The organism is Mycobacterium sp. NTMscope_MAC_269 (genome assembly GCF_976985695.1).
In genome coordinates this window covers 4,291,125-4,315,424 of sequence record NZ_OZ335668.1, presented here as the reverse complement: position 1 = coordinate 4,315,424, position 24,300 = coordinate 4,291,125, and the positions used below count along the sequence as shown (strand labels likewise).

22 protein-coding genes are annotated in these 24,300 nt (G+C 68.9%); 16 read left to right on the top strand and 6 right to left on the bottom strand.

The window, feature by feature from the left end; all coding sequences use genetic code 11:
• The first annotated feature begins 131 nt into the window (after window positions 1-131).
• From eccA3 to eccE, 11 genes are all read left to right on the top strand, one after another.
• Complete coding sequence (gene eccA3 / locus ACZ50Z_RS20445; protein ID WP_464485173.1) at window positions 132-1,985, top strand: type VII secretion system ESX-3 AAA family ATPase EccA3; 1,854 nt, start codon at window positions 132-134, stop codon at window positions 1,983-1,985.
• Window positions 1,982-3,601 (top strand): type VII secretion protein EccB, encoded by a 1,620-nt coding sequence (gene eccB, locus ACZ50Z_RS20440; RefSeq protein WP_464485172.1) that lies wholly within the window; start codon window positions 1,982-1,984, stop codon window positions 3,599-3,601. The genes eccA3 and eccB overlap by 4 nt, the downstream gene beginning before the upstream one ends.
• The gene (gene eccCa / locus ACZ50Z_RS20435) at window positions 3,598-7,578 is read left to right on the top strand and encodes a type VII secretion protein EccCa (RefSeq protein ID WP_464485171.1); all 3,981 of its coding nucleotides are present in this window, start codon (window positions 3,598-3,600) and stop codon (window positions 7,576-7,578) included. Before eccB ends, eccCa begins: the two co-directional genes overlap by 4 nt.
• A 2-nt stretch (window positions 7,579-7,580) precedes the next feature.
• Window positions 7,581-7,889 carry a PE family protein gene (locus ACZ50Z_RS20430; protein ID WP_067165003.1) on the top strand — a complete coding sequence of 103 codons (309 nt, stop codon included), beginning with the start codon at window positions 7,581-7,583 and terminating at the stop codon, window positions 7,887-7,889.
• 2 nt (window positions 7,890-7,891) lie between these two features.
• A complete protein-coding gene (locus tag ACZ50Z_RS20425; RefSeq protein WP_464485170.1) occupies window positions 7,892-9,379 on the top strand; it encodes a PPE domain-containing protein in 1,488 nt (495 codons plus the stop codon).
• Between the two features lie 64 nt (window positions 9,380-9,443).
• Window positions 9,444-9,737: a type VII secretion system protein EsxG gene (gene esxG, locus ACZ50Z_RS20420; RefSeq protein WP_008261664.1), complete on the top strand. Its 294-nt coding sequence runs from the start codon at window positions 9,444-9,446 to the stop codon at window positions 9,735-9,737.
• Window positions 9,738-9,780: 43 nt separating this feature from the next.
• Window positions 9,781-10,071: a WXG100 family type VII secretion target gene (locus ACZ50Z_RS20415; protein WP_008261663.1), complete on the top strand. Its 291-nt coding sequence runs from the start codon at window positions 9,781-9,783 to the stop codon at window positions 10,069-10,071.
• Between the two features lie 20 nt (window positions 10,072-10,091).
• Window positions 10,092-11,015: an ESX secretion-associated protein EspG gene (locus tag ACZ50Z_RS20410; protein ID WP_464485169.1), complete on the top strand. Its 924-nt coding sequence runs from the start codon at window positions 10,092-10,094 to the stop codon at window positions 11,013-11,015.
• Window positions 11,016-11,093: 78 nt separating this feature from the next.
• Window positions 11,094-12,518 carry a type VII secretion integral membrane protein EccD gene (eccD, locus tag ACZ50Z_RS20405; protein WP_464486329.1) on the top strand — a complete coding sequence of 475 codons (1,425 nt, stop codon included), beginning with the start codon at window positions 11,094-11,096 and terminating at the stop codon, window positions 12,516-12,518.
• Complete coding sequence (gene mycP, locus ACZ50Z_RS20400) at window positions 12,515-13,933, top strand: type VII secretion-associated serine protease mycosin (RefSeq protein WP_464485168.1); 1,419 nt, start codon at window positions 12,515-12,517, stop codon at window positions 13,931-13,933. Before eccD ends, mycP begins: the two co-directional genes overlap by 4 nt.
• Window positions 13,930-14,958: a type VII secretion protein EccE gene (gene eccE, locus ACZ50Z_RS20395; RefSeq protein ID WP_464485167.1), complete on the top strand. Its 1,029-nt coding sequence runs from the start codon at window positions 13,930-13,932 to the stop codon at window positions 14,956-14,958. The genes mycP and eccE overlap by 4 nt, the downstream gene beginning before the upstream one ends.
• Here eccE and ACZ50Z_RS20390 read toward each other — a convergent pair.
• Window positions 14,948-16,135, bottom strand: coding sequence for an alpha/beta hydrolase family protein (locus ACZ50Z_RS20390; protein ID WP_464486328.1), 1,188 nt, complete (start codon window positions 16,133-16,135; stop codon window positions 14,948-14,950). The two genes, eccE and ACZ50Z_RS20390, sit on opposite strands and share 11 nt — an antisense overlap.
• Window positions 16,136-16,310: 175 nt before the next feature.
• On the opposite strand from ACZ50Z_RS20390, the gene ACZ50Z_RS20385 reads away from it, so the two are divergent.
• Window positions 16,311-17,090 carry a trans-aconitate 2-methyltransferase gene (locus ACZ50Z_RS20385; protein WP_464485166.1) on the top strand — a complete coding sequence of 260 codons (780 nt, stop codon included), beginning with the start codon at window positions 16,311-16,313 and terminating at the stop codon, window positions 17,088-17,090.
• 121 nt (window positions 17,091-17,211) lie between these two features.
• Here the strand turns inward: ACZ50Z_RS20385 and ACZ50Z_RS20380 are convergent, their stop codons facing one another.
• Window positions 17,212-18,651 carry a sulfatase family protein gene (locus tag ACZ50Z_RS20380; RefSeq protein WP_464485165.1) on the bottom strand — a complete coding sequence of 480 codons (1,440 nt, stop codon included), beginning with the start codon at window positions 18,649-18,651 and terminating at the stop codon, window positions 17,212-17,214.
• Between the two features lie 69 nt (window positions 18,652-18,720).
• Complete coding sequence (gene bluB, locus ACZ50Z_RS20375; RefSeq protein WP_464485164.1) at window positions 18,721-19,389, bottom strand: 5,6-dimethylbenzimidazole synthase; 669 nt, start codon at window positions 19,387-19,389, stop codon at window positions 18,721-18,723.
• A gap of 48 nt (window positions 19,390-19,437) precedes the next feature.
• On the opposite strand from bluB, the gene ACZ50Z_RS20370 reads away from it, so the two are divergent.
• Entirely contained in the window at window positions 19,438-19,722 is a 285-nt protein-coding gene (locus ACZ50Z_RS20370) for a hypothetical protein (protein WP_464485163.1), read from the top strand.
• Here the strand turns inward: ACZ50Z_RS20370 and ACZ50Z_RS20365 are convergent.
• The gene (locus ACZ50Z_RS20365) at window positions 19,706-20,188 is read right to left on the bottom strand and encodes a hypothetical protein (RefSeq protein ID WP_464485162.1); all 483 of its coding nucleotides are present in this window, start codon (window positions 20,186-20,188) and stop codon (window positions 19,706-19,708) included. The two genes, ACZ50Z_RS20370 and ACZ50Z_RS20365, sit on opposite strands and share 17 nt — an antisense overlap.
• Window positions 20,189-20,267: 79 nt before the next feature.
• On the opposite strand from ACZ50Z_RS20365, the gene ACZ50Z_RS20360 reads away from it, so the two are divergent.
• Window positions 20,268-20,948, top strand: coding sequence for a phosphatase PAP2 family protein (locus tag ACZ50Z_RS20360; protein WP_464485161.1), 681 nt, complete (start codon window positions 20,268-20,270; stop codon window positions 20,946-20,948).
• Window positions 20,949-21,008: 60 nt separating this feature from the next.
• Window positions 21,009-21,668, top strand: coding sequence for a L,D-transpeptidase family protein (locus ACZ50Z_RS20355; RefSeq protein ID WP_464485160.1), 660 nt, complete (start codon window positions 21,009-21,011; stop codon window positions 21,666-21,668).
• Window positions 21,669-21,672: 4 nt separating this feature from the next.
• Here the strand turns inward: ACZ50Z_RS20355 and ACZ50Z_RS20350 are convergent, their stop codons facing one another.
• A complete protein-coding gene (locus ACZ50Z_RS20350; protein ID WP_464485159.1) occupies window positions 21,673-22,149 on the bottom strand; it encodes a nuclear transport factor 2 family protein in 477 nt (158 codons plus the stop codon).
• Window positions 22,150-22,254: 105 nt separating this feature from the next.
• Complete coding sequence (locus ACZ50Z_RS20345; RefSeq protein WP_464485158.1) at window positions 22,255-22,890, bottom strand: TetR/AcrR family transcriptional regulator; 636 nt, start codon at window positions 22,888-22,890, stop codon at window positions 22,255-22,257.
• A gap of 38 nt (window positions 22,891-22,928) precedes the next feature.
• Here ACZ50Z_RS20345 and ACZ50Z_RS20340 point away from each other — a divergent pair, with 38 nt between their 5' ends.
• A complete protein-coding gene (locus ACZ50Z_RS20340; protein ID WP_464485157.1) occupies window positions 22,929-24,158 on the top strand; it encodes a hypothetical protein in 1,230 nt (409 codons plus the stop codon).
• The last annotated feature ends 142 nt before the right edge of the window (window positions 24,159-24,300 follow it).

Sequence of the window (24,300 nt, the reverse complement as noted above, 5' to 3'; positions counted from 1 at the left end):
TCATCGGCGGTAAAAGAAGGGCAGTGCAGTGGTGAGTCGGACAGGCCCAAACGCCTCGACAGTTAGCTTATGCAATGCTAACTTCAGGCGGGTCAGGTTAGGGGAGACTACATACATGAAAAGACGCGGCCGTGGAACACGGTGACATCGGCATGCTCACAGTTCAGCCAGTCAATTCGCGAGTGGACACGCGCGTTGACGGCGACGTCGTCAGCCGGTTCGCCACGTGCTGTCGCGCGCTGGGCATCGTCGTCTACCAGCGCCAGCGGCCGGCCGACCTGGCCGCGGCTCGCTCGGGTTTCACCGCGCTGACGCGCATCGCCCACGACCAGTGCGACGCGTGGACGGGGCTGGCGGCTGCCGGAGACGCGTCGCTGCGCGTGCTCGAGGCGGTGTCGCGCACCGCGGCCACCGCGGGCGTGCTGCAGCGCCAGGTCGACCTGGCGCCCGATTCGCTGGGGTTCCGCTACGACACGGGGCTGTATCTACAGTTCCGCGCGACGACCCCCGACGACTTCCACCTCGCCTATGCGGCCTCGCTCGCGACGGCGGGCCGGTTTGCTGAGGCCGACGCCATCGTCGCCGGCCTGACCGCCGACCGCCCGAACTGGCGCGAGGCCCGCTGGGTGTCCGTCGTCATCAACTACCGCGCCGAGCGCTGGTCGGACGTCGTCAAGCTGCTCACTCCGATCGTCAACGACACCGATCTCGACGACGCCTTCTCGCACGCGGCCAAAATCGCGCTCGGCACCGCCCTGGCCCGGCTGGGCATGTTCGCCCCGGCGCTGTCCTATCTGGAGGAGCCCGAGGGACCGGTCGCGGTGGCGGCCGTCGACGGTGCGCTGGCCAAGGCGCTGGTGCTGCGCGCGCACGTCGACGAGGACTCGGCGAGCGAAGTGCTGCAGGACCTGTACGCGGCCCACCCCGAGAACGAACAGGTCGAACAGGCCCTGACCGACACCAGTTTCGGCATCGTCACCACCACGGCGGCCCGCATCGAAGCCCGCACCGATCCGTGGGATCCCGAAACCGAGCCCAGCGCCGAGGATTTCGTCGATCCTGCCGCCCACGAACGCAAGGCCGTGCTGCTGCACGAGGCCGAACGCCAGCTCGCCGAGTTCATCGGCCTCGAAGAGGTCAAGAACCAGGTGTCGCGACTGAAGAGCTCGGTCGCCATGGAGCTGGTCCGTAAACAGCGCGGGCTCGCGGTCGCGCAGCGGGCCCACCACCTGGTCTTCGCCGGCCCGCCCGGAACCGGTAAGACCACCATCGCCCGCGTGGTCGCCAAAATCTATTGCGGCCTGGGGCTTTTGAAGCGGGAGAACATCCGGGAGGTGCACCGCGCCGACCTCATCGGCCAGCACATCGGCGAGACCGAGGCCAAGACCAACGCGATCATCGACAGCGCGCTTGACGGCGTGCTGTTCCTCGACGAGGCCTACGCCCTGGTCGCCACGGGCGCCAAGAACGACTTCGGTCTGGTGGCCATCGACACGCTGCTGGCGCGGATGGAGAACGACCGCGACCGCCTGGTGGTCATCATCGCCGGGTACCGGGCCGACCTGGACAAGTTCTTGGACACCAACGAGGGCTTGCGTTCCCGCTTCACCCGCAACATCGACTTCCCTTCCTACGCACCGTCGGAACTGGTCGAGATCGCGAACAAGATGGCCGAGCAGCGCGATTCCATCTTCGAAAAGGCCGCGCTCGACCACATGGAGGAGTTGTTCACCAAGTTGGCGACCGAGTCCACACCCGACGCCAACGGAATTTCGCGACGCAACCTGGACATCGCCGGTAACGGTCGATTCGTCCGGAACATCGTCGAACGCTCCGAGGAAGAACGAGAGTTCCGGCTCGACCATTCGGAACACGCCGGAACCGGCGAATTCAGTGACGAGGAGCTGATGACGATCACCGACGACGACGTCGCCAGGTCGGTTGAGCCGCTGCTGCGCGGCCTTGGGCTGTCGGTGCCGGCATGACGTCCAATCAGCAACCCGACGAGCGCCGTTCGTTCTCCTCTCGCACCCCGGTCAACGACAATCCCGACCAGGTCGAGTACCGCCGCGGCTTCGTCACCCGGCACCAGGTCAGTGGCTGGCGATTCGTCATGCGCCGGATCGCCTCCGGTATTGCGTTGCACGACACCAGGATGCTCGTCGACCCGCTGCGCACGCAGTCGCGCGCGGTGGCGATGGGCGCCGTCCTGCTGGTCACCGGCCTGGCCGGCTGCTTCGTGTTCTCACTGATCCGGCCCAACGGGACGGCTGGCACCAACGCCGTGCTCGCCGACCGGTCCACCGCCGCGCTGTACGTCCGCGTCGGCGAGGACCTGCACCCGGTGCTCAACCTGACCTCGGCCCGCCTGATCACCGGCCGGGCGGTCGATCCCACGATGGTGAAAAGCAGTGAGCTGGACCGGTTTCCGCGCGGCAACCTGATCGGCATCCCGGGTGCCCCGGAACGGATGGTGCAAAACCCGTCGGCCGACGCGAACTGGACGGTGTGCGACGCGGTCGGTGAGCCCGGTGGGCACGCCGCCCACAGCACCGGCGTCACGGTGATCGCCGGCCGGCCGGACAGCAGCGGCGCCCGTGCCGCCACGCTAGCGCCGCGGCAGGCGCTGCTCGCCGATCGCGACGGCACCACCTGGCTGCTGTGGGACGGCAAGCGCAGTCAGATCAACCTGACCGACCACGCGATCACGAATGCACTTGGCTTGGGACAGGGCAACTCTGAGATCCCGCCGCCCCGTCCCATCGCCCTGGGCCTGTTCAACGCGATACCCGAAGCGCCGCCGTTGACCGCTCCCGGCATCCCGAACGCCGGTGCGCCGGCGCCGTTTGCGGTGCCGGCCCCGATCGGCGCGGTGGTCGTGTCCTACACCCTGGACCAGAGCTCCTCGGGTGCGCCGCGCTACTACGCGGTCCTGCCCGACGGCCTGCAGCAGATCTCGCCGGTGCTTGCCGCGATCCTGCGGAACACGAATTCCTATGGGCTGGACCAGCCTCCACGCCTGGGCGCCGACGCGGTCGCCAAGCTGCCGGTGTCGCGGATGCTGGACACCGCGCGCTACCCCGACCAGCAGGTCGGCCTGGTGGACGCGGCCAAATCACCCGTCGCGTGCGCCTATTGGAGCAAGCCCGCCGGCGCAGCCAGCAGCTCGGTGAACTTGCTGTCCGGCTCGGCCCTGCCCGTGGCCGACTCGATCCGCACTGTCGACCTGGTGGGCGGGGGCTCGCCGGCCACCGCCACCCGCGTCGCCCTGGCGCCGGGCACCGGCTACTTCACCCAGTCCGTCGGCGGCGGCCCGAACTCACCGGGTGCGGGGTCGCTGTTCTGGGTCTCTGACACCGGTGTCCGCTACGGCATCGACAACGAGGCGGAGCACTCCGCCGCCGGACAGGGCAAAACCGTTGAGGCCCTTGGCCTTACCGGGTCGCCCGTCCCCATTCCGTGGTCGGTGCTGTCGCTGTTTGCGAGCGGCCCGACACTATCGCGCGCCGACGCGCTGCTGGCACACGACGGGCTGACGCCCGACCAGAAGCCCGGCCGCGTCGCTGCTGCCGCTAAGGAAGCCGAGGGAGCCCCCCGATGAGCCGTCTGATCTTTGAAGCGCGCCGCCGGCTGGCGCCGCCGGTGACCCGCAAGGGCACCATCGCCATCGAGGCGCCGCCCGAGCTGCCCCGGGTGATTCCGCCGTCGTTTTTGCGGCGCGCGATGCCGTACGTGCTGGTGATCCTGATCGTCGGCATGATCGTCGCCCTGTTCGCGACCGGCATGCGGCTGATCTCCCCGCAGACCCTGTTCTTCCCGTTCGTGCTGTTGCTCGCCGCGACGGCCATGTATCGCGGCAACGACAACAAGACGCGCACCGAGGAGGTCGACGCCGAGCGCGCCGACTACCTGCGCTACCTGTCGGTGGTCCGGGACAATATCCGCACCCAGGCCGCCGCGCAGCGCGCTGCCGCGCAGTGGTCGCACCCGGAGCCGGCGGGGCTGGCCGCCGTGCCCGGATCGCGCCGTCAGTGGGAGCGCGACCCGCACGACCCCGACTTCCTGGTGCTGCGGGCCGGGCGCCACCACGTGCCCCTGGCGACCGCACTGCGGGTCAACGACACCGCGGACGAAATCGACCTGGAGCCGGTGTCGCACAGCGCATTACGCAGCCTGCTCGACACCCACCGCACCGTGCGCGACGTGCCGACCGGCATCGACCTGGCCAAGGTCTCGCGGATCACCGTGCTGGGCTCCGAAGACGAGGCCCGCTCGGCGATGCGGGCCTGGGTCGCCCAGGCGGTCACCTGGCACGACCCGACGGTGCTCGGGGTCGCGCTGGTCACTCCCGACCTCGAGAGTGCGGACTGGTCGTGGCTGAAGTGGTTGCCGCACATCGACGTTCCCGGCGAGCTCGACGGTGTCGGGCCGGCCCGCTTCATGGCCACCAACGTCGACGAACTCGTCGCCAGCCTGGGTTCGGCGCTCGTCGACCGTCCGGCGTTCACCGGTGAACCCGCCGACGCGCTGCGGCACTTGCTGATCGTCGTCGACGACCCGGACTACGACCTGAACGCCTCGACCCTGGCGATGGGCCGGGCGGGGGTCACCGTCGTGCACCGCGGCGCCACCGCGCCGCACCGCGAACAGTATTCGGACCCGGAGAAGCCGATCCTGCGGATCAGCGGCGGGGACGACGGGGGCCACACCATCGAGCGCTGGCAGACCGGCGGCTGGCAGCCCTACATCGACGACGCCGATCAACTGGGCGCCGACGAGGCCGCCCACCTGGCGCGTCAGCTGTCGCGCTGGGACTCCAACCCGACCCACACGGGATTGCGCTCGGCGGCCACCCGCGGCGCCACGTTCACCACCATGCTGGGCATCCCGGATGCGTCGCAACTGGACGTGCCGACACTGTGGGCGCCCCGACGCCGCGAGGACGAGCTGCGCATCCCGATCGGGGTCACCGCGACCGGTGAGCCGCTGATGTTCGACCTCAAGGACGAGGCCGAGGGCGGGATGGGCCCGCACGGTCTGATGATCGGTATGACGGGGTCGGGTAAGTCCCAGACCCTGATGTCGATCCTGTTGTCGCTGTTGACGACTCACTCGGCTGACCGGTTGATCGTCATCTACGCCGACTTCAAGGGTGAGGCCGGGGCCGACAGCTTCCGTAATTTCCCGCAGGTCGTCGCGGTGATCTCCAACATGGCCGAAAAGAAGTCGCTGGCCGACCGGTTCGCCGACACGCTGCGCGGCGAGGTGGCCCGCCGGGAAACCCTGCTGCGCGAGGCCGGCCGCCGGGTGCAGGGCAGCGCTTTCAATTCGGTGGTCGAGTACGAGAACGCCATCGCGGCGGGGCACGACCTGCCGCCGATCCCGACGCTGTTCGTCGTCGCCGACGAGTTCACCCTGATGCTGGCCGATCACCCTGAATACGCGGAGCTGTTCGATTACGTTGCCCGCAAAGGCCGTTCGTTCCGCATCCACATCCTGTTCGCGTCGCAGACGCTGGATGTCGGCAAGATCAAGGACATCGACAAGAACACCTCCTACCGCATCGGGTTGAAGGTGGCCAGTCCCAGCGTTTCCCGCCAGATCATCGGCGTCGAGGACGCCTACCACATCGAGGCCGGCAAGGAGCATAAGGGCGTGGGCTTCCTGGTACCCGCTCCCGGCGCGACCCCGATCAAGTTCCGCAGCACCTATGTCGACGGCATCTACGATCCGCCGCAGAAGGCCAAATCGTTGGTGGTGCCGTCCATTCCGGAGCCCAAGGTGTTCACGGCCGGTCGGGTCGAACCCGATCAGGACACCGTGATCACCACCCCCGACGAGGTCGAACTGACCGGGCCGCCGCGCAAGCTCATCGCCACCATCGGCGAGCAACTGGCCGGTTATGGCCCGCGCGCGCCGCAGTTGTGGTTGCCGCCGCTGGACGAGCCGATCCCGGTGTCCGCAATGCTGGCTCGGGCCGGCGTGCCGCCAAGGCAGTGGCAGTGGCCGCTGGGCGAGATCGACAAGCCGTTCGAGATGCGCCGCGACCCGCTCATCTTCGATGCCGCGTCCTCGGCGGGCAACATGGTCATCCACGGTGGCCCCAAGTCGGGCAAATCGACTGCGCTGCAGACGTTCATGCTGTCGGCGGCCAGCCTGCACTCGCCGCGCGAGGTCACGTTCTACTGCCTGGACTACGGCGGCGGCAAGCTGCGCGCGCTGGAAGGATTGGCGCACGTCGGCAGCGTCGCCTCGGCGCTGGAGCCCGAACGGATCCGGCGCACCTTCGGCGAGCTCGAGCAGCTGCTGCTGTCGCGGCAGCGACGGGAGGCATTCCGGGATTCCCGCGGCGCGGTTCCCGACGACGGATTCGGCGAGGTATTCCTGCTCATCGACAACCTCTACGCGTTCGGCCGTGACAACACCGACCAGTTCAACACGCGGAACCCGTTGCTGGCCAAGGTCACCGAGTTGGTCAATATCGGCTTGGCGTATGGCATCCACGTCGTCGTCACCACCCCCAGCTGGCTGGAGGTGCCGCTTTCGATGCGCGACGGACTCGGGTTGCGACTCGAGCTCAAGCTGCACGATCCGCGGGACAGCAACGTGCGAGTGGTCGGCGCCCTGCGCCGCCCCGCCGAAGCGGTGCCGCACGACCAACCGGGTCGCGGATTGACCATGGCCGCAGAGCATTTCCTGTTCGCCGCGCCGGAGCTGGATCAGATCGCCGCCATCAACGACCGCTACCCGGGCATGGCCGCGCCGCCGGTCCGGCTGCTGCCCACCAACCTCGCTCCGGAGGCCGTCGGGTCGCTCTACCGCGGGCCGGAACAGGTGGTCATCGGCCAGCGCGAGGAGGATCTCGCGCCGGTGGTCGTCGACTTCGCCGACAACCCGCTGCTGATGGTTTTCGGTGACAGCAAGTCGGGGAAGACGACGCTGCTGCGCCACCTCATTCGCACGGTCCGCGAACACTCCACTCCGGATCAGGTGGCCTTCACGGTGCTGGATCGCCGGCTGCACCTCGTCGACGAGCCCTTGTTCGCCGACAACGAGTACACGGCCAACATCGACCGCATCATCCCCGCGATGCTGGGGCTGGCCAACCTCATCGAGTCGCGCCGACCCCCGGCCGGCCTGTCGCCGGCCGAACTGGCCCGCTGGACCTTCGCGGGCCAGACCCACTACCTGATCATCGACGACGTGGACCAGATACCGGATTCGCCGGCGATGAGCGGCCCGTACGTTGGCCAGCGCCCGTGGTCGCCGCTGATCGGGTTGCTTTCGCAGGCAGCTGATTTGGGGATCCGGGTGATCGTGACGGCCCGGGCGACCGGATCGGGGCATGCGTTGATGACGAACCCGCTGCTGCGCCGATTCAACGATCTGCAGGCGACCACGTTGATGCTGGCGGGCAACCCGCAGGACAGCGGCAAGATCCGCGGTCAACGATTCGGCCGGTTGCCGGCCGGGCGGGCGATCCTGTTGGGCGACAGCGACGGTCCGACGTACGTGCAGTTGGTCAACCCCTTGATCGGGGAATCCGTAATGGCAAGTGAAGGGCAACGGGAGGAGTAGAGATGACGCTGCGAGTGGTTCCCGAAGGACTGGCCGCCACCAGCGCCGCGGTGGAGGCGCTGACGGCGAGGCTGGCGGCCGCACACGCCGCGGCGGCCCCGGCGATCACGGCGGTGGTGCCGCCGGCGGTCGATCCGGTGTCGTTGCAGACGGCGGTCGGATTCAGCGCTCAGGGCCAGGAGCACTCGGCCATGGCGGCCCAGGGCGTCGAAGAGCTGGGCCGCGCCGGGCTCGGCGTCGGGGAAGCCGGCGCAAGCTATCTCGCGGGCGACACCGCGGCCGCTGCGACGTTCGGGATCGCGGGCGCCTGACGATGACTGCCCCCTTCGGCCCCATCTGGATGGCGTCGCCACCAGAGGTGCATTCGGCGTTGCTGAGCGCCGGTCCGGGACCGGGGCCGCTGTTGGCGGCCGCCGGTGCCTGGACCTCGCTCAGCGCCCAATACGCCACGGCGGCCGGAGAACTCAGTGCGCTGTTGGGCCAGGCACAGGCGGGGGCATGGGAAGGCCCGAGCGCCGAGCAGTACGTGGCGGCCCACCTGCCGTACCTGGCATGGCTGCAGCAGGCCAGCGCCGACAGCGCTGGCGCCGCGGCGCAACAAGAGGTCGCGGCGACGGCCTACACGGCCGCGCTGGCGGCCATGCCGACGCTGGGGGAGCTCGCCACCAACCACGCCGTGCACGGCGTGCTGGTGGGGACGAATTTCTTTGGCATCAACACCATTCCGATCGCACTCAACGAGGCCGACTACGCGCGGATGTGGATGCAGGCGGCCACCACCATGGGCACCTACCAGGCCGTCTCGGGCTCGGCGCTGGCCGCGGCACCGCGCACCATGGCCGCACCGTCGATCCTGAATCCCGGCGGCGAGACCAACAACCTCACGACCAACACCGCCCAGAACCCCGGTGATTGGTGGCAGAACTTTATCCAGCAGTTGACGAAGTTCCTGCAGGACTTCTTCCAGAACATCCAGCAGATGCTGCAGGACTTCTTCTCGAACCTGCCGGCGTTCCTGGCGGCCAACGGACCGTTGCTGTTCTTCGTCGCCTACCAGGTCTTCTTCAACGCGGTCGGCTGGCCGACCTGGGGCGCGATCCTGACCGCACCGTTTTTGATCCCGCTGCTGCTGGGCATCGGGCTGAGCTCGCTGCTCACCACGCCCGTCGAGGCCGCGCCGGAGGAGGCGCCGGCCGCCGTGGTCCCCGTCCTGACATCGAACAAACCGTCCATGCTGCCGGCGGTCGCCCTGGCCCCGACGGTGGCGACCCCCGCCGGAGCCCCGGCCACGACGGTCGCGGCCGGCACCGGCGCGCCCGCCGCCCCGGCCCCGGCAGCGGCGGCCGGACAGTTCGCCTACGTGGTCGCCTACGGCGCCGACCCGGAGACCGGCGTCGGACCCACCCTGGGTGGCCGCGGCGGCGCCAAGGCGCCCGCGGCGACGATCCCGGCGGCCGGCGCGGCGGCCCCGGCCCGCGCCGAGGCGCGAGCGCGGCGTCGCCGGAGGGCCGCGTTGCACGACCACGCTGACGAGTTCGCGGACATGGAATCCGATTTCGGTGTGTCCCCGGACTTCGGCGACGAGGAGGAGCTGGCCGCGGCGATGGCCTCCGCCCAGGGGGCCGGTCCGCTCGGATTCGCCGGCACCAAGCAGAGACACAAGGCGTTTCAGGCGGCGGGACTGACCAAGCTGGCCGACGACGACTTCGGCGGCGGCCCACGGATGCCAATGGTGCCCGGCACGTGGGAGCAGGACGCCGTCAACGGTACGGGCCCAACCGAGCCGGGAAAGGGGGGATAAGGCAGTCAGCCACATCCAGGTGAACTACTTCAAACCCCAACGGACGCAATAGAAAGGAATCACCATGAGTATGTTGGACGCTCATATCCCGCAGTTGGTTGCCTCGCAGTCGGCGTTCAGCGCCAAGGCCGCGTTGCTGCGCAGCACGATCAGCCAGGCCGAGCAGGAAGCGATGTCGGCGCAGGCCTTCCACCAGGGCGAGTCCTCGGCGGCGTTCCAGGCCGCGCACGCACGGTTCGTGGAGGTCGCCGCGCGGGTCAACACGCTCCTCGATATCGCCCAGGCCAACCTCGGCGACGCCGCCGGCACCTACGTGGCCGCGGACGCGGCGGCAGCCTCCGGCTACACCGCGTTCTGACACAGCCGCTTTTAGACGCCACCAACCCGCGAAAGGACTTGTGATGTCGCAGATCATGTACAACTACCCGGCGATGTTGAGCCACGCCGCAGACATGTCGGGCTACGCCGGCACGATGCAGGGGCTCGGCGCCGACATCTCCGCCGAGCAGGCCACGTTGTCCAACGCCTGGCAGGGTGACACCGGTATGACCTACCAGGTGTGGCAGGCCCAGTGGAACCAGGCCATGGAAAGCCTGGTGCGTGCGTACCAGTCGATGGCCAGCACCCACGAGGCCAACACCATGTCGATGCTGGCCCGCGACCAGGCCGAAGCCGCCAAGTGGGGCGGCTAGTCCGTGGCTGAACGAGCCTGATGGAACCAGCTCCCAACGCCGTCGAGCTGACGGTCGATCACGCGTGGTTCATCGCGGAAACGATTGGGGCGGGAAGCTTCCCGTGGGTATTGGCAATCACCTGCCCCTATCGTGATGCCGCGGAACGCAACGTGTTCCTCGACCGTCAGAGGGCGGAGCTCACCCAGATGGGCCTGGTATCAGAAGGCGGACTCATCAACCCCGCGGTTGCCGAGTGGATCAAAGTGGTGTGTTTTCCCGAGCGGTGGCTCGACCTGCGTTACGTCGGGCCCACCAACGACACGGATGCGGCCGGTGGCACCGCCGAGCTGCTGCGCGGCATCGTCGCGCAGCGCAGCGGTGCCGGCGGCCGGCCGGGAAGGACGGTGGTCGCGTTGCGCAGCGCGCAGCTGATCACGTTCACCGCCATGGACATCGATGATCCGCGTGCCCTGGTTCCGGTCCTCAGTGTGGGGCTCGCCCAGCGGCAACCCGCTCGGTTCGACGAGTTCAACATGCCGACCCGGGTGGGCGCCCGCGCCGACGAGCGGCTGCGGTCCGGCGCCCCGCTCGCCGAAGTCCTTGACTATCTTGGGATTCCGCAATCGGCGCGTCCGGTGGTGGAATCGGTGTTCAACGGGTCGCGAAGCTACGTCGAGATCGTCGCCGGCTGCCACCGCGACGGTCGGCACTCCACCACCGAGGTGGGCATGAGCATCGTTGACACGAGCGAGGGGCGGGTCCTGGTCAGCCCGTCCCGCGCGTTCGACGGCGAGTGGGTCTCGACCTTCGCGCCCGGCACTCCGTTCGCGATCGCCGTCGCGATCGAACAACTGACCGCCCAACTGCCCGACGCCGGATGGTTCTCCGAACACCGGTTAGCACGAGACTTTTCCGCTTCAACGCGAGATTTTTCACCTTCAACACTGTCCGTCCAACACTGAGAGAAATAGAGAAGAGAGCACGATGTTCCAGGAACGGCCGCAACATTCTTCGAGGGTCCGGTGACGTCCGGAACCGTCATGCCGATCGTCCGTGTGGCAATCCTCGCGGACAGCAGGTTGACGGAAATGGCCTTGCCTGCCGAGCTGCCGCTGCGCGAAATCCTGCCCGCGGTCCAGCGTTTGGTGGTTCCAGCCACCGCGAACGGCGACGCGGAGGATGCCTCCGGCTCACGCGGCGCCGCCGAGATCGGCGGCGCGACCCAACTGAGCCTGGCGCCCATCGGCGGCGCGCCGTTCAGTCTGGACGCGAGCCTGGACACGGTCGGCGTGGTCGACGGTGACCTACTGGCGCTGCAGCCGGTGCCGGTCGGCCCGGCCGCGCCCGGCATCGTCGAGGACATCGCCGACGCCGCCATGATTTTCTCCACCTCTCGGCTCAAGCCCTGGGGCGCAACTCATATCCAGCGCGGCGCGCTTGCCGCGGCGATCGTCGTGGCCTTCCTGGCAACCGGCCTGTCGGTCACCTACCGTGTCGCCACCGGCGCGCTGTCCGGGCTGGTTGCGGTCAGCGCGGTCGCGGCCGTGACCGCGATCGTCGGCCTGCTGGTCACCGCGCGCTCGGCGCGCACGGGCATGGCGCTGTCGATCGCCGCGCTGGTGCCCATCGCCGCCGCGCTGTTGCTGGCGGTGCCGGGCAGGTTCGGCCCGGCGCAGGTGATGCTGGCAGCGGCCGGTGTCACCGCGTGGTCGCTGATCGCCTTGATGGTGCCCAGCGCACAGCGCGAGCGCATCGCCGGATTCTTCACCGCGACTGCGGTGCTGGGCGCTGCGGTGCTGCTGGCCGCAGGCGCCGAATTGCTGTGGCACGTCAAGCTTGTCGCGATCGGCTGCGGGCTGATCGTGGCCGCGCTGCTGGTCACCATCGAAGCGGCGCAGCTGTCCGCGCTGTGGGCGCGGTTCCCGCTGCCGGTCATCCCGGCGCCCGGGGATCCCACGCCGTCGGCGCCGTCGCTGCAGGTGCTCGAGGACCTGCCGCGACGGGTCCGGATCAGCGACGCCCATCAGAGCGGATTCATCGCCGCCGCGGTGCTGCTCAGTGTCCTGGGTTCGGTCGCGATCGCGCTGCGCCCGGAGACGCTCAGCGGGGCGGGTTGGTACGTCGTCGGGGCGACCGCCGCGGCGTCGGTGCTGCGCGCCCGGGTGTGGGACTCGGCCGCCTGCAAGGCGTGGCTGCTCGCCCAGCCTTATCTGTCCGCCGGCGTGCTGCTGGTGATCTACACGGCGACGGGACGCTACGGCGCCGCGCTGGGTGCGGCGCTGGTGCTCCTGGCGCTCGTGGCGGTGTGGATCGTGCTGGCGCTGAATCCGGGTATCGCTGAGCCGGAGAGCTATTCGCTTCCCGTGCGTCGGCTGGTGGGCTTCGCCGCGGCGGGGCTCGATGCCTCGCTGATCCCCGTCATGGCGTTTGTGGTCGGCTTGTTCAGCCTGGTGCTCAATCGATGATTCGACCGCGGCAATGTCCAGCAGCCTGCCTCGCGGCGGTGTTGGCCCTGTTGCCGGCCACCGCGACGTGGACGAGTCCGCCGGCTTTCGCGATCAGCCCGCCGACGGTCGATCCCGGCGTCGCCCCACCGAGCGGGGCGCCGGGGCCGGTGCAGCCGATGGAGCAGCGCGGACCCTGCGTCACGTCCGGGGTCATTCCCGGCAGCGACCCGGGCGCCCCGACGGCCAGCCAGTCGGCACTGAATCTGCCGGCGGCATGGCAGTTTTCGCGCGGCGACGGCCAGCTGGTCGCGGTGCTCGACACCGGGGTGCGGCCGGGCCCGCGGCTGCCCCATGTCGAACCGGGCGGCGACTTCGTCGAGACCACCGACGGCCTGACCGACTGCGACGGGCACGGAACGCTGGTCGCCGGGCTCATCGCCGGCCAGCCATCGGCTGACGACGGATTCTCGGGCGTGGCGCCCGCCGCGCGGGTGGTCTCGATCAGGACGGCGTCGGCCCGGTTCTCCCCCCGCACCCCGGGCGGAGACCCACTGATGGCGCGGGTGTCGTCCGAGGTCACGACGCTCGCCCGGGCCATCGTGCACGCGGCCGACCTCGGCGCCCGGGTGATCGACATCGGCTCGGCCACTTGCCTTCCCGTCGACCGCCCCGTCGACCAGGCCGCCCTCGGCGCCGCCGTGCGCTACGCGGCGGTGGATAAGGACGCGGTGATCGTGGCCGCCGCGGGCAACAGCGGACCGACCGGATCGTTCGCCGGCGGGACGTCCTGCGAATCCAACCCACTGACCGACCTGAGCCGTCCGAACGACCCGCGCAACTGGGCCGGTGTCACCTCGGTGTCCATCCCGTCGTTGTGGCAGCCGTACGTGTTGTCGGTGGCGTCCCTGACCCCGGACGGCCAGCCGTCGAAATTCACCGTGGCGGGCCCGTGGGTGGGGGTCGCGGCGCCGGGCGAGCGCATCGTGTCGGTCGGCAACGGTGACGGCGCGGGCCTGGCTAACGGCCTGCCCGACGACCATCAGCAACTGGTCGGCCTCAAGGGCACCAGCTATGCGGCCGGCTACGTCGCCGGCGTCGCCGCGCTGGTGCGCAGCAAGTATCCCGACCTGTCGGCCGCCGCGGTGACGCATCGCATCACCGCTACCGCGCACAACGGCGCCCGCGACCCGTCCAACGTGGTGGGCGCAGGCAGCGTGGACCCGGTGGCCGCGTTGACCTGGCAACTGCCCGCCGGTGATCAACCGAGCGGGGCGGCGGCCAAGCAGGTCGCGCTGCCTCCGGCACCGGCGCCCAAGGACACCACACCGCGCAACGTCGCGGTGGCCGGCACCGCCGTGCTGGCCGTGCTGGTCGCCGTGGCCGCCGCGGTCACCACCATCGCCGCACGCCGTCGAAAGGACCCCACCCCGTGAGCAAGATCTCGATACCGACCCCCGGGAGCGGGCGAATCACGTTGGCGCTGTTGGCCATTGTGCCCGCGGTGATGGCCTACCCCTGGCGATCGCCGCGAGACTACTGGCTGATCGGCATCGCGGCGGCCGTCGTGATCGTGCTGTTCGGCGCCTGGGGCGGCCTGTATTTCACCACCATCCTGCGCCGCCGGCTGGCGATCATCGGGCGCCGCAACGCGTTCACCCCGCAGCCCGCCGCCACGGCGACCACCGCCCTGGTCCGGGTGGGCGCGCCGGAGGGCGACGCCGACGTGCTGCCGCTGCCGCTGATCGCGGGCTACCTGGACCGCTACGGCATCCGGGCGGACAAGATCCGGATCACCAGCCGGGACAACGCCTCCGACGCCTCGCGACGGGAGACCTGGATCGGACTCACCGTGTCGGCGCCGGAGAACCTGGCCGCGTTGCGGGCCCGCTCGTCTCGGATCCCGTTGCAGGAGACCGCTGCGGTCGCGGCGCGGCGGCTGGCCGACCACCTGCGGGAGACCGGATGGGAAGCCACCGCCGTCGCACCCGATGACGTCCCCCGGCTGGTGACGTCCAACCCCCGCGAGAGATGGCGCGGGGTGCAGCGGGGCGCGTCGGATTACATTGCGGCATACGAGATCCGGGTGGACGAGGCATTGCCGGAAACGCTGGATGCCATCCGGTCGTATGCGGCGCGCGAGACCTGCACCGCGCTGGAGATCGCCGGCGACAAGGCCCACCCCACCGTCGCGGTGGCGTGCGCGTTCCAGACCGACACCCCGCCGGACCGCAAGGCGCCGCTGGACGGGCTGACCCCGCAGCGCGGAAATCACCTGCCCGCACTGACGGCGCTGGACTTGTTGTCCACCACGCGGCTGGACGGACACACGACCGCTCCCGCGGACCTGCTCTCCGGTCTGCACTGGCCCACCCTGGTCGGTGGGGCCCATCGGGCGTCGTCGGCCACCGGCGCTCAGAGCGCTGAGACCACCGAAACCCTCGAGGCCGTCAGAACATGACCTCCTGCAGGAACGCGGTCATCCGGCGCAGGTAGTCCAACTGGCTCACATGCATCACGTGGCTGCCCGGAAACCAGTGCAGCGCACACTGATTCCAGTGGTGCCATAGTTTGACGGCATGATCCGGCGGCGCCATCCGGTCGCCGAGACCGGTGATGATCATCCGGCGGTCCCGCGGCAACAGCGGCGGGTAGTTGAGCGGGCAGTGGTAGGCCATGCCGGCGCTCAACTCCTCGTGGCTGATCTCGGAGAGGCGCAGGCCTACCCGCACCAGCTTGTTGGCCGGGAACCATTCGTCGAACAGCGTCGCGGGCGTGACCACGGGGCAGTTGGGGATGACGGCCTCGAGCCGGTCGTCGGCCGAGGCCACCAGCGCCGAGGTGTAGCCGCCCAGCGAGATGCCGGTGAGCGCGATCCGGTCGACCCCGGTGTGGCGCAGATAGTCGATGAGGGAACGAAAGTCGTGCACGGCCTGCGCCATCGCCTCGGCGAAGCCGGACAGGCCGCCGGCGAAATAGCCGAAACCGCTGAAAGGCGAGAACTTTTCGGCCCGCTTGCCGTGAAAAGGCAACGTGTACAGCAAAACGTCGTAGCCCGCCCGGTAGTACCAGGGCAGCGAAAAGAACCGTCCGTTGGCCAGATACCACGACCCCATGAAGCCATGGATCACGCACAGCGTGGGCCGCGGCCCGTCGTCGTGGCGCCAGTGCTGCGCGCGCACCATGTTGTTGGACCCCCACGCGCTCCAGCGGGCGCGCATGGCGGGGTTGATCGCGGTGAAGCTACTGGGGAATGCGATGTTGTCGACCGTGCCGCGCGCGACCCACTCCGCCAGGGGGCTGGCGCGCCGGGAGGTCACCCGGGGCAGTTCGGTGGGCGGCGGAAATGACCGCGTGGGGTCTCCCGCCGCGCCGAGCTCGGCGTAGAAGTCGAGGTTGCTCCGCTCGGTCGAGGCATCGGATTGCCGCAGGGCGTTGGCGACCACGAACGGCGCCACCGTCGTGGTGAGCAGCGAAGCCACCCACGTGCGCAGGGCCAGATCGCCGAGGGCCGATGCCTCGACTACCATTCGCTGACGGGACGACAACGCCGAGCGGGGGGGTAATCCGCCGGCGCCGGCCGGCACATCGGCGCCGGGAACGTCGGGAACGGGGACGGGCGGGTCGATCGGATCCATGTCGGGCGCCACGAACGCCGATGGTAGCGGGACGGGCGCGCGCTTCCAGGGAGTTTGACCGGTTTCGGTCGCCACGGTCCTATCCCGGACCACGGCGCTGGTGCCGGGGCACCATAGGAGTAATACGGTTTGCTATCAGCCGGCTAGCGACGGCGCGTTGATCAGGAGGACCGACATGTGGGACCCGGACGTCTACCTGGCCTTTGCCGACCACCGGGGCCGGCCCTTCTACGACCTGCTGTCGCGGGTGGGGGCCGAGCGGGCGCGCCGCGTCGTCGATCTCGGTTGCGGGCCCGGTCACCTGACGAAATACCTGGGCCGTCGCTGGCCTGACGCGGTGATCGAGGCGATGGACAGCTCCCCGGAGATGGTGGCCGCCGCCAAGGAGCGCGGCATCGACGCCGTCACCGGAGACCTGCGCGACTGGAAGCCCCAGCCCGACACCGACGTGGTGGTCAGCAACGCGGCCCTGCACTGGGTGCCCGAGCATGCCGACCTGCTGCTGCGATGGGCGGGCGAGCTGGCGCCCGGATCGTGGATCGGGGTGCAGATGCCGGGCAACTTCGAGTCCCCCTCCTACGCAGCGGTGCGGGCATTGGCCCGCCGCGAGCCGTACGCGAAGTTGCTGCGCGACATACCCTTTCGCGTCGGAGCGGTGGTCCAGCCGCCCGCGCACTATGCCGACCTGCTGCTCGATGCCGGCTGCCGGGTCGACGTCTGGGAGACCACGTACCTGCATCAGCTGACCGGCGAGCATCCGGTGCTGGAATGGATCACCGGCACGGCGCTGGTCCCGGTGCGCGAGCGGCTCGACGACGACACCTGGGAGCAGTTCCGCGAGGAGTTGATCCCGCTGCTGCGCGACGCCTATCCGCCGCGGTCGGACGGAACGACGATCTTCCCGTTCCGTCGGGTGTTCGTCGTCGCCGTGGTGGGCGAAGCGAAGCGCTCGTAGTGGCGATCGCTAGCGCGGCCGTGGCGATCGCTAGCGCGGCCGTGGCGATCGCAAGCGCAGCGGGTCGCCACTACAGGACCTAGCCGGGCGCAGCGGGTCGCCACCATCGGACCAGCCGCGGCTACCGCTGGGTGGGCTTACCTTCTTCGATGCCCCGGTCCGCGGCGATGGCGGATCGCGGGGTCGGCCGGGTGCCGTGATGAATCTGCAGGTACGTCTCGGTGTACCGCGCGGCGATTCGGGTGCCGGCGAACTCCGAGGGGATGACGTCGCCGGTGCGCTGGCGCCAATCATGCAGCAGGACGGCAAGATTGGCCGCGACGTCGTCGACGTCGGAGACGTCAGTGCCGTCGCGGGCCAGCAGGTTGGTGGTTTCGGTGGGATCGGCGCGCAGATCGTAGAGCTCGCGCTCGGGCCGTGGCGCCGTGACGAACGGCGCCACGGCCACCCCGGAGGGGCTTTCCTCGATGTCCCAGGGCAGATCCAGCAGCGGACGCGACGCGTAATTCTCGATGTAGCTGTAGTCCTTGGTGCGGACCGCGCGAATCGGATCGAACGAGTCGTGGTAGGTCTTCATCGTGAACACCTCGTCGCGCACCGGCGTGGAGGTCGGGTCCGGCTCCAGCAGCACGCCCGCGTGCGACACGCCTTCGACGTCGGCCGGGGCGTCGATTCCCAACAGCCCCAACAACGTTGGCACCAGGTCGACGGCGCTGAACAGCTCGTCGTAGACGCGCGGAGCCACGCCCCGGCCGGTGGGCGGGCGGATGATCATGCCGATGCCCGTGCCGGCGTCATAGAGCGTGGATTTCGCCCGGGGGAACGCCGGGCCGTGGTCGGTGAAGAACACCACCCACGTGGTGGCGTCCAACCCGGTATCGGCCAGCGTGTCCAGCAACCGCCCAACGGCGGCGTCGGCGGCGCTGATGGCCCCGTAGAAGGCGGCCAGGTCGCCGCGCACCTCGGGGGTGTCGGGCAGGTAGTCGGGCAGGTCGACGTCGGCGCGCTCGGCAGGGGAGTATCGGTCCTCGGGATAGGGCCGGTGCGTCTCGAAGAAGCCGGCGGTCAACAAAAAGGGTTGCCCCACAAGGCCATCGGCGCTCTGCCGCAGCCACTCGTCGGCCTTGTCGGCGACGTAGTCACAGTAGGAGTTCGATACGTCGAACTCGTCGAAACCCAGCCGCTTCGGGTAGGAGGTCTCGTGTTGCATACCGAAAAGAGCTGAATACCAACCGGATTCGGACAGGACTTGGGGGAGGGTGCGGATTCCGCTGCGGTACTCCCAGCCGTGGTGAGCCAGGCCGATCAGGCCGTTGGACTGCGGGTAGCGCCCGGTGAACAGCGATCCGCGCGACGGCGAGCACAACGGCGCGGTCGCGTGCGCTCGGGTGAACAGGATGCCCTCGGCCGCAAGGCGGTCCATTCGCGGGCTCGAGACGTCCGGGTGGCCGTAGACGCCGAGGTAGCGGCCCAGGTCGTGCCAATGCACGATCAGCACGTTGTCCTTGCGCCGCGTGTCGTCTTTCGTGTCCGCAGTTTCGCCCGGCGTCAATCGCGTCACCTCTCACCTTGCCTTGCGACCGGCGACGATACCTCAACATCCTGCGGCGATCCCCGCCGCGTCGGGACCTCAGGGTGAGGCGAGGCGGTCCCAACGGTTTTCGCAGACGAACTCCGAGAGCGGCCGCGCCACCGCCCAGCCGTCCAGTTCGAGGGCGGGGCGATCAGGGAATTCGGGCACCGGCCCCAGGCACAGGATGGCCACCGGCTCGGCGCCGGCGGGCATGTCCAGCAGCAAAGCCAGCCGCCTCGGGTCGAACAGCGACACCCAGCCCATGCCGAGGCCCTCGGATCGCGCTGCCAGCCACAGATTCTGGATGGCGCACGACACCGACGCCAGGTCCATCTGCGGCAAGGTCCGCCGCCCGAAGACGTGCTTGTCGCGGTCGTCGCCCAGCGCCACCACGAGCAGTTCGGCGCACTCGAGGATGCCCTCCACCTTGAGCGCCAGGAATTCGTCGGCCCGTTCGCCCAGGGCGGCGGCGGTCAGCGGGCGTTCCTCGTCGACCAGTGCGTGGATCCGTCGCCGCAGCGCACGGTCGGTGATCCGGATGAAGCGCCACGGCTGCATCAGCCCGACGCTGGGCGCCGCGTGCGCGGCCTGCAACAGGCGCGCCAGCACGTCCTCGTCCACCACCGCACCGGGAACGAACCGGCGCATGTCCCGGCGTTCGGAGATGACGCGATAGACGGCGCGCCGCTCCTGCGGGCTGAAGGCCTGACCGGTCACGTCAGCCATCGTAGGAAATCCGCATTAGCGTGGACGTGTCCTGAAGGGAGTGTCCGCGTGAAGCCTTCCGACGTACTCGAGCAGCTGGCCGCCGATCCCGCCGCCGGCCGCACCTACGGCGAGCCCTATCACACCCCCGACGGCACCACCGTCATCGTGGTTGCCAAACCGCTGGGGGTCTTCGCCGTCCGCGACGGCCAGGCCTCCTGGACGCCGGCGGTGGATGCGAATCGCATCGCCCTGATCGGGGTGCTCACCGGCCTGCTGGCCGCGGTGATCGGCAGCCTGGCGGTGCTGCGGCAGCCGCCGTGGCCGCGGATCACGATCAGGGACTATAGGTAACGCCGACCGCGCGGAACACGTAGTCCGGCGGCATGTCGAACGCCAGCGACCGCCGCGGCAGGCCGTCGAGCACGTCGGCCGGGATCGCGACCTTGTAGTGCAGCGACAACTCGCCGCTGAATTTCTCGTCGACCCGGGAGACGTCGACGTCGACCTGCAGGCCAGTCGAAGAGATCTCCACCGTCGCCCCACCGGTCTGCGGCGCGTTCCAGCGCACGTTGACCGTCGGCCCGGCCAGCCGGGGCAGCATGGACAGCGTTGCCAGAACCCGCTCCGAGGTGAAGGCCAGTGACCCCGTGTAGCTGGCGACGCTGTGCGGCAACCGCACGCCGGGGATGGTGCCGCTGAAGCGCCGGGTCACCGCGACGTAATCGGCAAGGTAGGTAAGGCCTTCCGATTCGACCTGGGCGTGCAGCTGGTCGGGCAGCTTGCCGATGCCGAACAACCTGCGGACAAAGACAGCCATACCGCCAGTATGACTGCGCGGGCCGATGTGTGGGGCGGCCGCACGACCGGCGCCGCGGCCGTGCTGGTATCGGTGGGTGATGACCCGCCCCAGGACGTCGTTGGCCGCCGGGATTGCCGCGCTGGCCGCGGCGGTGTACGCGCTCATGTGGGTGGGCTACCGCCAGCACTGGGCCTGGCTGTATCGCGTGGACTGGTCGCTGCTGGACGGGGCGCGCGCGTTCGCGATCAAGCACCCGGCGTGGCTGCGGTTCGCCGAATCGGTGTCGTTCGTGCTGGGCCCGGGGGTGCTGGCTGCGCTGGGGATCGCGGTGACGGTGCTCGCGCTGGTGATGCGCCGGCTGCGCGCCGCGTTGGTGCTGTTGGTGGCGTGCGCGCCGTGCAACGAGTTCGCGACCGCGGGCGCCAAGGCGCTGGCCAACCGCCCACGCCCGCCGACCATGCTGGTGCCGGCGGCCGGCACCTCGTTTCCGTCCGGTCATGCGCTGGAAGCGACGGCTGGGCTGCTCGCGATGCTGTGCTTTGCGCTGCCCATGATGAAGGTCGCGATGCGGCGCGTGGTGGTCGTCGCGGTGGCGGTGGCGTTGCCGGCGGTCGGGATCTCCCGCGTGGCGCTGAACGTCCATTACCCGTCCGACGTGCTGGCCGGCTGGTCGGTGGGATACCTGTATTTCCTGGTGTGCCTCTGGGTTTTTCGCCCCCGCTCCCGGCCGCTCGGGCTAAACCCCTGCGGCGGTGGCCATTTGGTCACGGCGCGGTGACCTAACCGGCGCTAAAGCTTTACTTGACCCCCAGGATGCGCGGGTCTGACGATGGAGTGCATGCACCGACTGCTCACGTCACTGTGCGCTGCGGCGTGCGTGATATTCGCCTCGGTGGTGCTTGCGCCGATGGGCGCGGCCGCCGGCGCTCCCTGGTTCGCGAATGCGGTTGGCAATGCGACACAGGTCGTTTCGGTGGTGAGCACCGGTGGTTCGAACGCGACGATGGAGATCTTCCAGCGCACCGGCGCCGGATGGCAGTCGCTGCGTTCCGGCATTCCCACCCACGTCGGTTCGGCCGGGATGGCGCCGCAGGCGAAGAGCGGCGTACCGGCGACCCCGATGGGCATCTACAGCCTGGACTCCGCCTTCGGCACCGCGTCGAATCCCGGTACCGGGCTGCCCTATACCCAGGTGTCCGGTCCGAACTACTGGTGGAGCGGTGACGACCACAGCGCCACCTTCAACTCGATGCAGGTTTGCCAGAAGGCCCAGTGCCCCTTCAACACCGCCGAAAGCGAAAACCTGCAAATCCCGCAGTACAAGCACGCGGTCGTGATGGGCGTCAACAAGAACAAAACCCCGGGCGGGGGAGCCGCGTTCTTCTTTCACACCACCGACGGCAAGCCCACCGAGGGTTGTGTGGCCGTCGACGACGCTCAGCTGGTGTCGATCATGAAATGGCTGCGGCCCGGCGCCGTCATCGCCATCACGAAGTAGCTTCTCAGTCGGTGGCGATCGCGCGACCGGGTTTGAGCGTGAAGTTCATGCCTTCCAATGACATTGTGGCGTCGTAGGTTCGGTCGTAGCCGGTGCCGCTGATCTTCCAGCCGGCCTCGGTGCGACGGTAGGTGTCGCGGTAGAAGGCCGCCCCGATCAACATGAAGTTCATGTCGGACACCATGACCCGGTCCTGCAGATACCAACTGCCCGTTGCGGTGTCGCCGGTGACGGTGATGTCCGGATGCGTCACCCGGTGCTCGGTGATGACGTTTGCGGGCAGCGACGTCCGCATGTACTCCACCAGCTCGGCACGGTTGGTGAAGTGCAGCTCGTTGCCGATCGACGGCCCGTAATCGGCCTTGATGTCCTCGGCCAGGGTGTCGGCGAAGTCGTCCCAATGCTTGGTGTCCAGTGCGCGCAGATACCGGTATTTGACTTGCTTGATCGCTTCGATATCGGCGAGATCGTCGAGGGTCATCAGGTCATTGCAGCACACGCTGGTGAGCAGCCCAAGTTCGCATCGAAGAGCCGGTCGCCGAGACTTAAACCACGGTCACATTGCGCGGCGTGTCGGGTGCGTGGTTTAAGTGTCGCGGTCAGCGAGGTAGGCGGCGGCCATGTCGATGAGGGCACGCCGTTCCAGGCTCCAATCGATCGCGGTGCCGGTGAGCATCTGCGCCAGCACCACGCCACGCAGCGTGGCCCAAATGACTTCGGCCACACCGGAATGCGCGGGATCGGTGGTGATCAACCGCCCCAGCTGTCCGATCGCGGCGTTCATGTCGAGCAGGTGGCGCCGCGACGACGGGTCGCCTTTGCCGCCGCGGGTCTCGCGCAAAATTTCGAAGGCGGCCATCGACGTCGGGCTGCTGTAGCAGCTCCACGCGGTGTCGACGACGACCTCGATGCGTTCCCGCAGCGGTAGCTCGCTGACATCGGCCGACGACAGGCTGTCCACCAGCCGGGCCACCCCGTCGTCGACCACGGCCATCAGCAGGCCGTTGCGGTCTCCGAAGTGGTACTGGATGACCCCCCACGTCACGCCCGCGCGTTCGGCCACGTGCTTGGCGGTGGCCGCGGAGAAGCCCTCCTCCACGATGCAGCGGACCGTCTCGTCGATGATTTTCGCCCGGGTGTCATCGCCGCGCTTGCGGGGCGCGGTGGTCCGCCTGGTGGGGCCGACGGGGCGGTCGGGCGTCTGGCCGGCGACGATGGACATTGTTGACTTTATAACATAGTCGAGTCTATTTTTGGGGCGTGAGCAGCCCCTCGCGATACGCGCAATTGTCCCGTGACGAGCTCGTCGTCCTGGTCCCCGAACTGCTGCTGATCGGACAGCTGATCGATCGATCCGGAATGGCCTGGTGCATCTCGTCGTTCGGCCGCGACGAGATGGTGCAGATCGCCATCGAGGAGTGGGCGGGCGCCAGCCCGATCTACACCAGGCGCATGCAGAAGGCGCTGAACTACGAGGGCGACGACGTCATCACGATCTTCAAGGGCCTGCAGCTCGACATCGGCGCGCCACCGCAATTCATGGATTTCCGCTACACCGTCTACGACCGCTGGCACGGCGAATTCCAGCTCGACCATTGCGGCGCGCTGCTCGACGTGGAGCCGATGGGCGAGCAGTACGTGTTCGGGATGTGCCACACCATCGAGGATCCGACCTTCGACGCCACCGCGGTGGCGACGAATCCGCGCGCGCAGTGCCGGCCCATCCACCGGCCCCCGCGCGAACCGGCAGACCGCAAGCCGCACTGCGCGTGGACCGTGATCATCGACGAGTCCTACCCCGAGGCGCAGGCCATCCCGGCTTTGGAAATCGTCAGCCAAACCCGCGCCGCGACATGGGAACTCGATCCCATCGACCGCGCCGACGAGGGGCAGGCGGACTACTCCGGTCCGTTGCTGTCCGACTTCGACTTCGCCGCCTTCTCGCATTCGGCCCTGGTCCGGATGGCCGAGGAGGTGTGCCTGCAGATGCACCTGCTGTACCTGTCGTTCGCGATCGCGGTGCGCGCGCGGGCCGCCAACGAGGACGAGGCCGTCGGCGTGTGCACCCGCGGCCTGATCGGCATCGCGGGCGTGGCCGCCGAACGCATTCACCGCGCGCTGAAGCTTCCGGGCGGAATCGAGGGCGTGCTGCGGGTGCTCGAGTTGCACCCACTGCTCAACCCCACGGGCTACGTGGTCGCCGAGACGGAGTCCAACCGCCTGCACGTCCGCCCGTCGCCGGCCCATGACGACCGGTCGTGGATCTCGTTGTGCTCGCCGGAATCCGCGCAGCCGCTGCAGGCGATCGCCACCGCGGTGGATCCGCGCATCGAGGTGCGAGTTAGCGGGACGGACCGTGACTGGACGGCGGAACTGGTCGAAACCGACTCGTCCACCGAGGAACTGCCAGAGGTTTCGGTGGTCAGAGTCAGTGGCGGATCGACCTTCCAGTTCGAGCCCAGGCGTTCGCTGCCGCTGACCGTGTTGTAACGAAAGGCTTCCTGTCAAGGGGTTTTCGGTACCGCTTCGGTGACGCAAGTGCATCGAGCGGATACCAATGACATTGCGAAGCATCGGCTTTGGGCGTGTCCGAGGCTATGGTTAACGCTGGCCACCGACCCCTATAGACGAA

Bases quoted from the DNA above. Each gene is read 5' to 3' on its own strand.
- eccB (WP_464485172.1), top strand. From the start codon at position 1,982: ATGACGTCCAATCAGCAACCCGACGAGCGCCGTTCGTTCTCCTCTCGC.
- eccCa (WP_464485171.1), top strand. From the start codon at position 3,598: ATGAGCCGTCTGATCTTTGAAGCGCGCCGCCGGCTGGCGCCGCCGGTG.
- ACZ50Z_RS20430 (WP_067165003.1), top strand. From the start codon at position 7,581: ATGACGCTGCGAGTGGTTCCCGAAGGACTGGCCGCCACCAGCGCCGCG.
- ACZ50Z_RS20425 (WP_464485170.1), top strand. From the start codon at position 7,892: ATGACTGCCCCCTTCGGCCCCATCTGGATGGCGTCGCCACCAGAGGTG.
- esxG (WP_008261664.1), top strand. From the start codon at position 9,444: ATGAGTATGTTGGACGCTCATATCCCGCAGTTGGTTGCCTCGCAGTCG.
- ACZ50Z_RS20415 (WP_008261663.1), top strand. From the start codon at position 9,781: ATGTCGCAGATCATGTACAACTACCCGGCGATGTTGAGCCACGCCGCA.
- ACZ50Z_RS20410 (WP_464485169.1), top strand. From the start codon at position 10,092: ATGGAACCAGCTCCCAACGCCGTCGAGCTGACGGTCGATCACGCGTGG.
- eccD (WP_464486329.1), top strand. From the start codon at position 11,094: ATGCCGATCGTCCGTGTGGCAATCCTCGCGGACAGCAGGTTGACGGAA.
- mycP (WP_464485168.1), top strand. From the start codon at position 12,515: ATGATTCGACCGCGGCAATGTCCAGCAGCCTGCCTCGCGGCGGTGTTG.
- ACZ50Z_RS20390 (WP_464486328.1), bottom strand. From the start codon at position 16,135: ATGGATCCGATCGACCCGCCCGTCCCCGTTCCCGACGTTCCCGGCGCC.
- ACZ50Z_RS20385 (WP_464485166.1), top strand. From the start codon at position 16,311: ATGTGGGACCCGGACGTCTACCTGGCCTTTGCCGACCACCGGGGCCGG.
- bluB (WP_464485164.1), bottom strand. From the start codon at position 19,389: ATGGCTGACGTGACCGGTCAGGCCTTCAGCCCGCAGGAGCGGCGCGCC.
- ACZ50Z_RS20365 (WP_464485162.1), bottom strand. From the start codon at position 20,188: ATGGCTGTCTTTGTCCGCAGGTTGTTCGGCATCGGCAAGCTGCCCGAC.
- ACZ50Z_RS20360 (WP_464485161.1), top strand. From the start codon at position 20,268: ATGACCCGCCCCAGGACGTCGTTGGCCGCCGGGATTGCCGCGCTGGCC.
- ACZ50Z_RS20355 (WP_464485160.1), top strand. From the start codon at position 21,009: ATGCACCGACTGCTCACGTCACTGTGCGCTGCGGCGTGCGTGATATTC.
- ACZ50Z_RS20350 (WP_464485159.1), bottom strand. From the start codon at position 22,149: ATGACCCTCGACGATCTCGCCGATATCGAAGCGATCAAGCAAGTCAAA.
- ACZ50Z_RS20345 (WP_464485158.1), bottom strand. From the start codon at position 22,890: ATGTCCATCGTCGCCGGCCAGACGCCCGACCGCCCCGTCGGCCCCACC.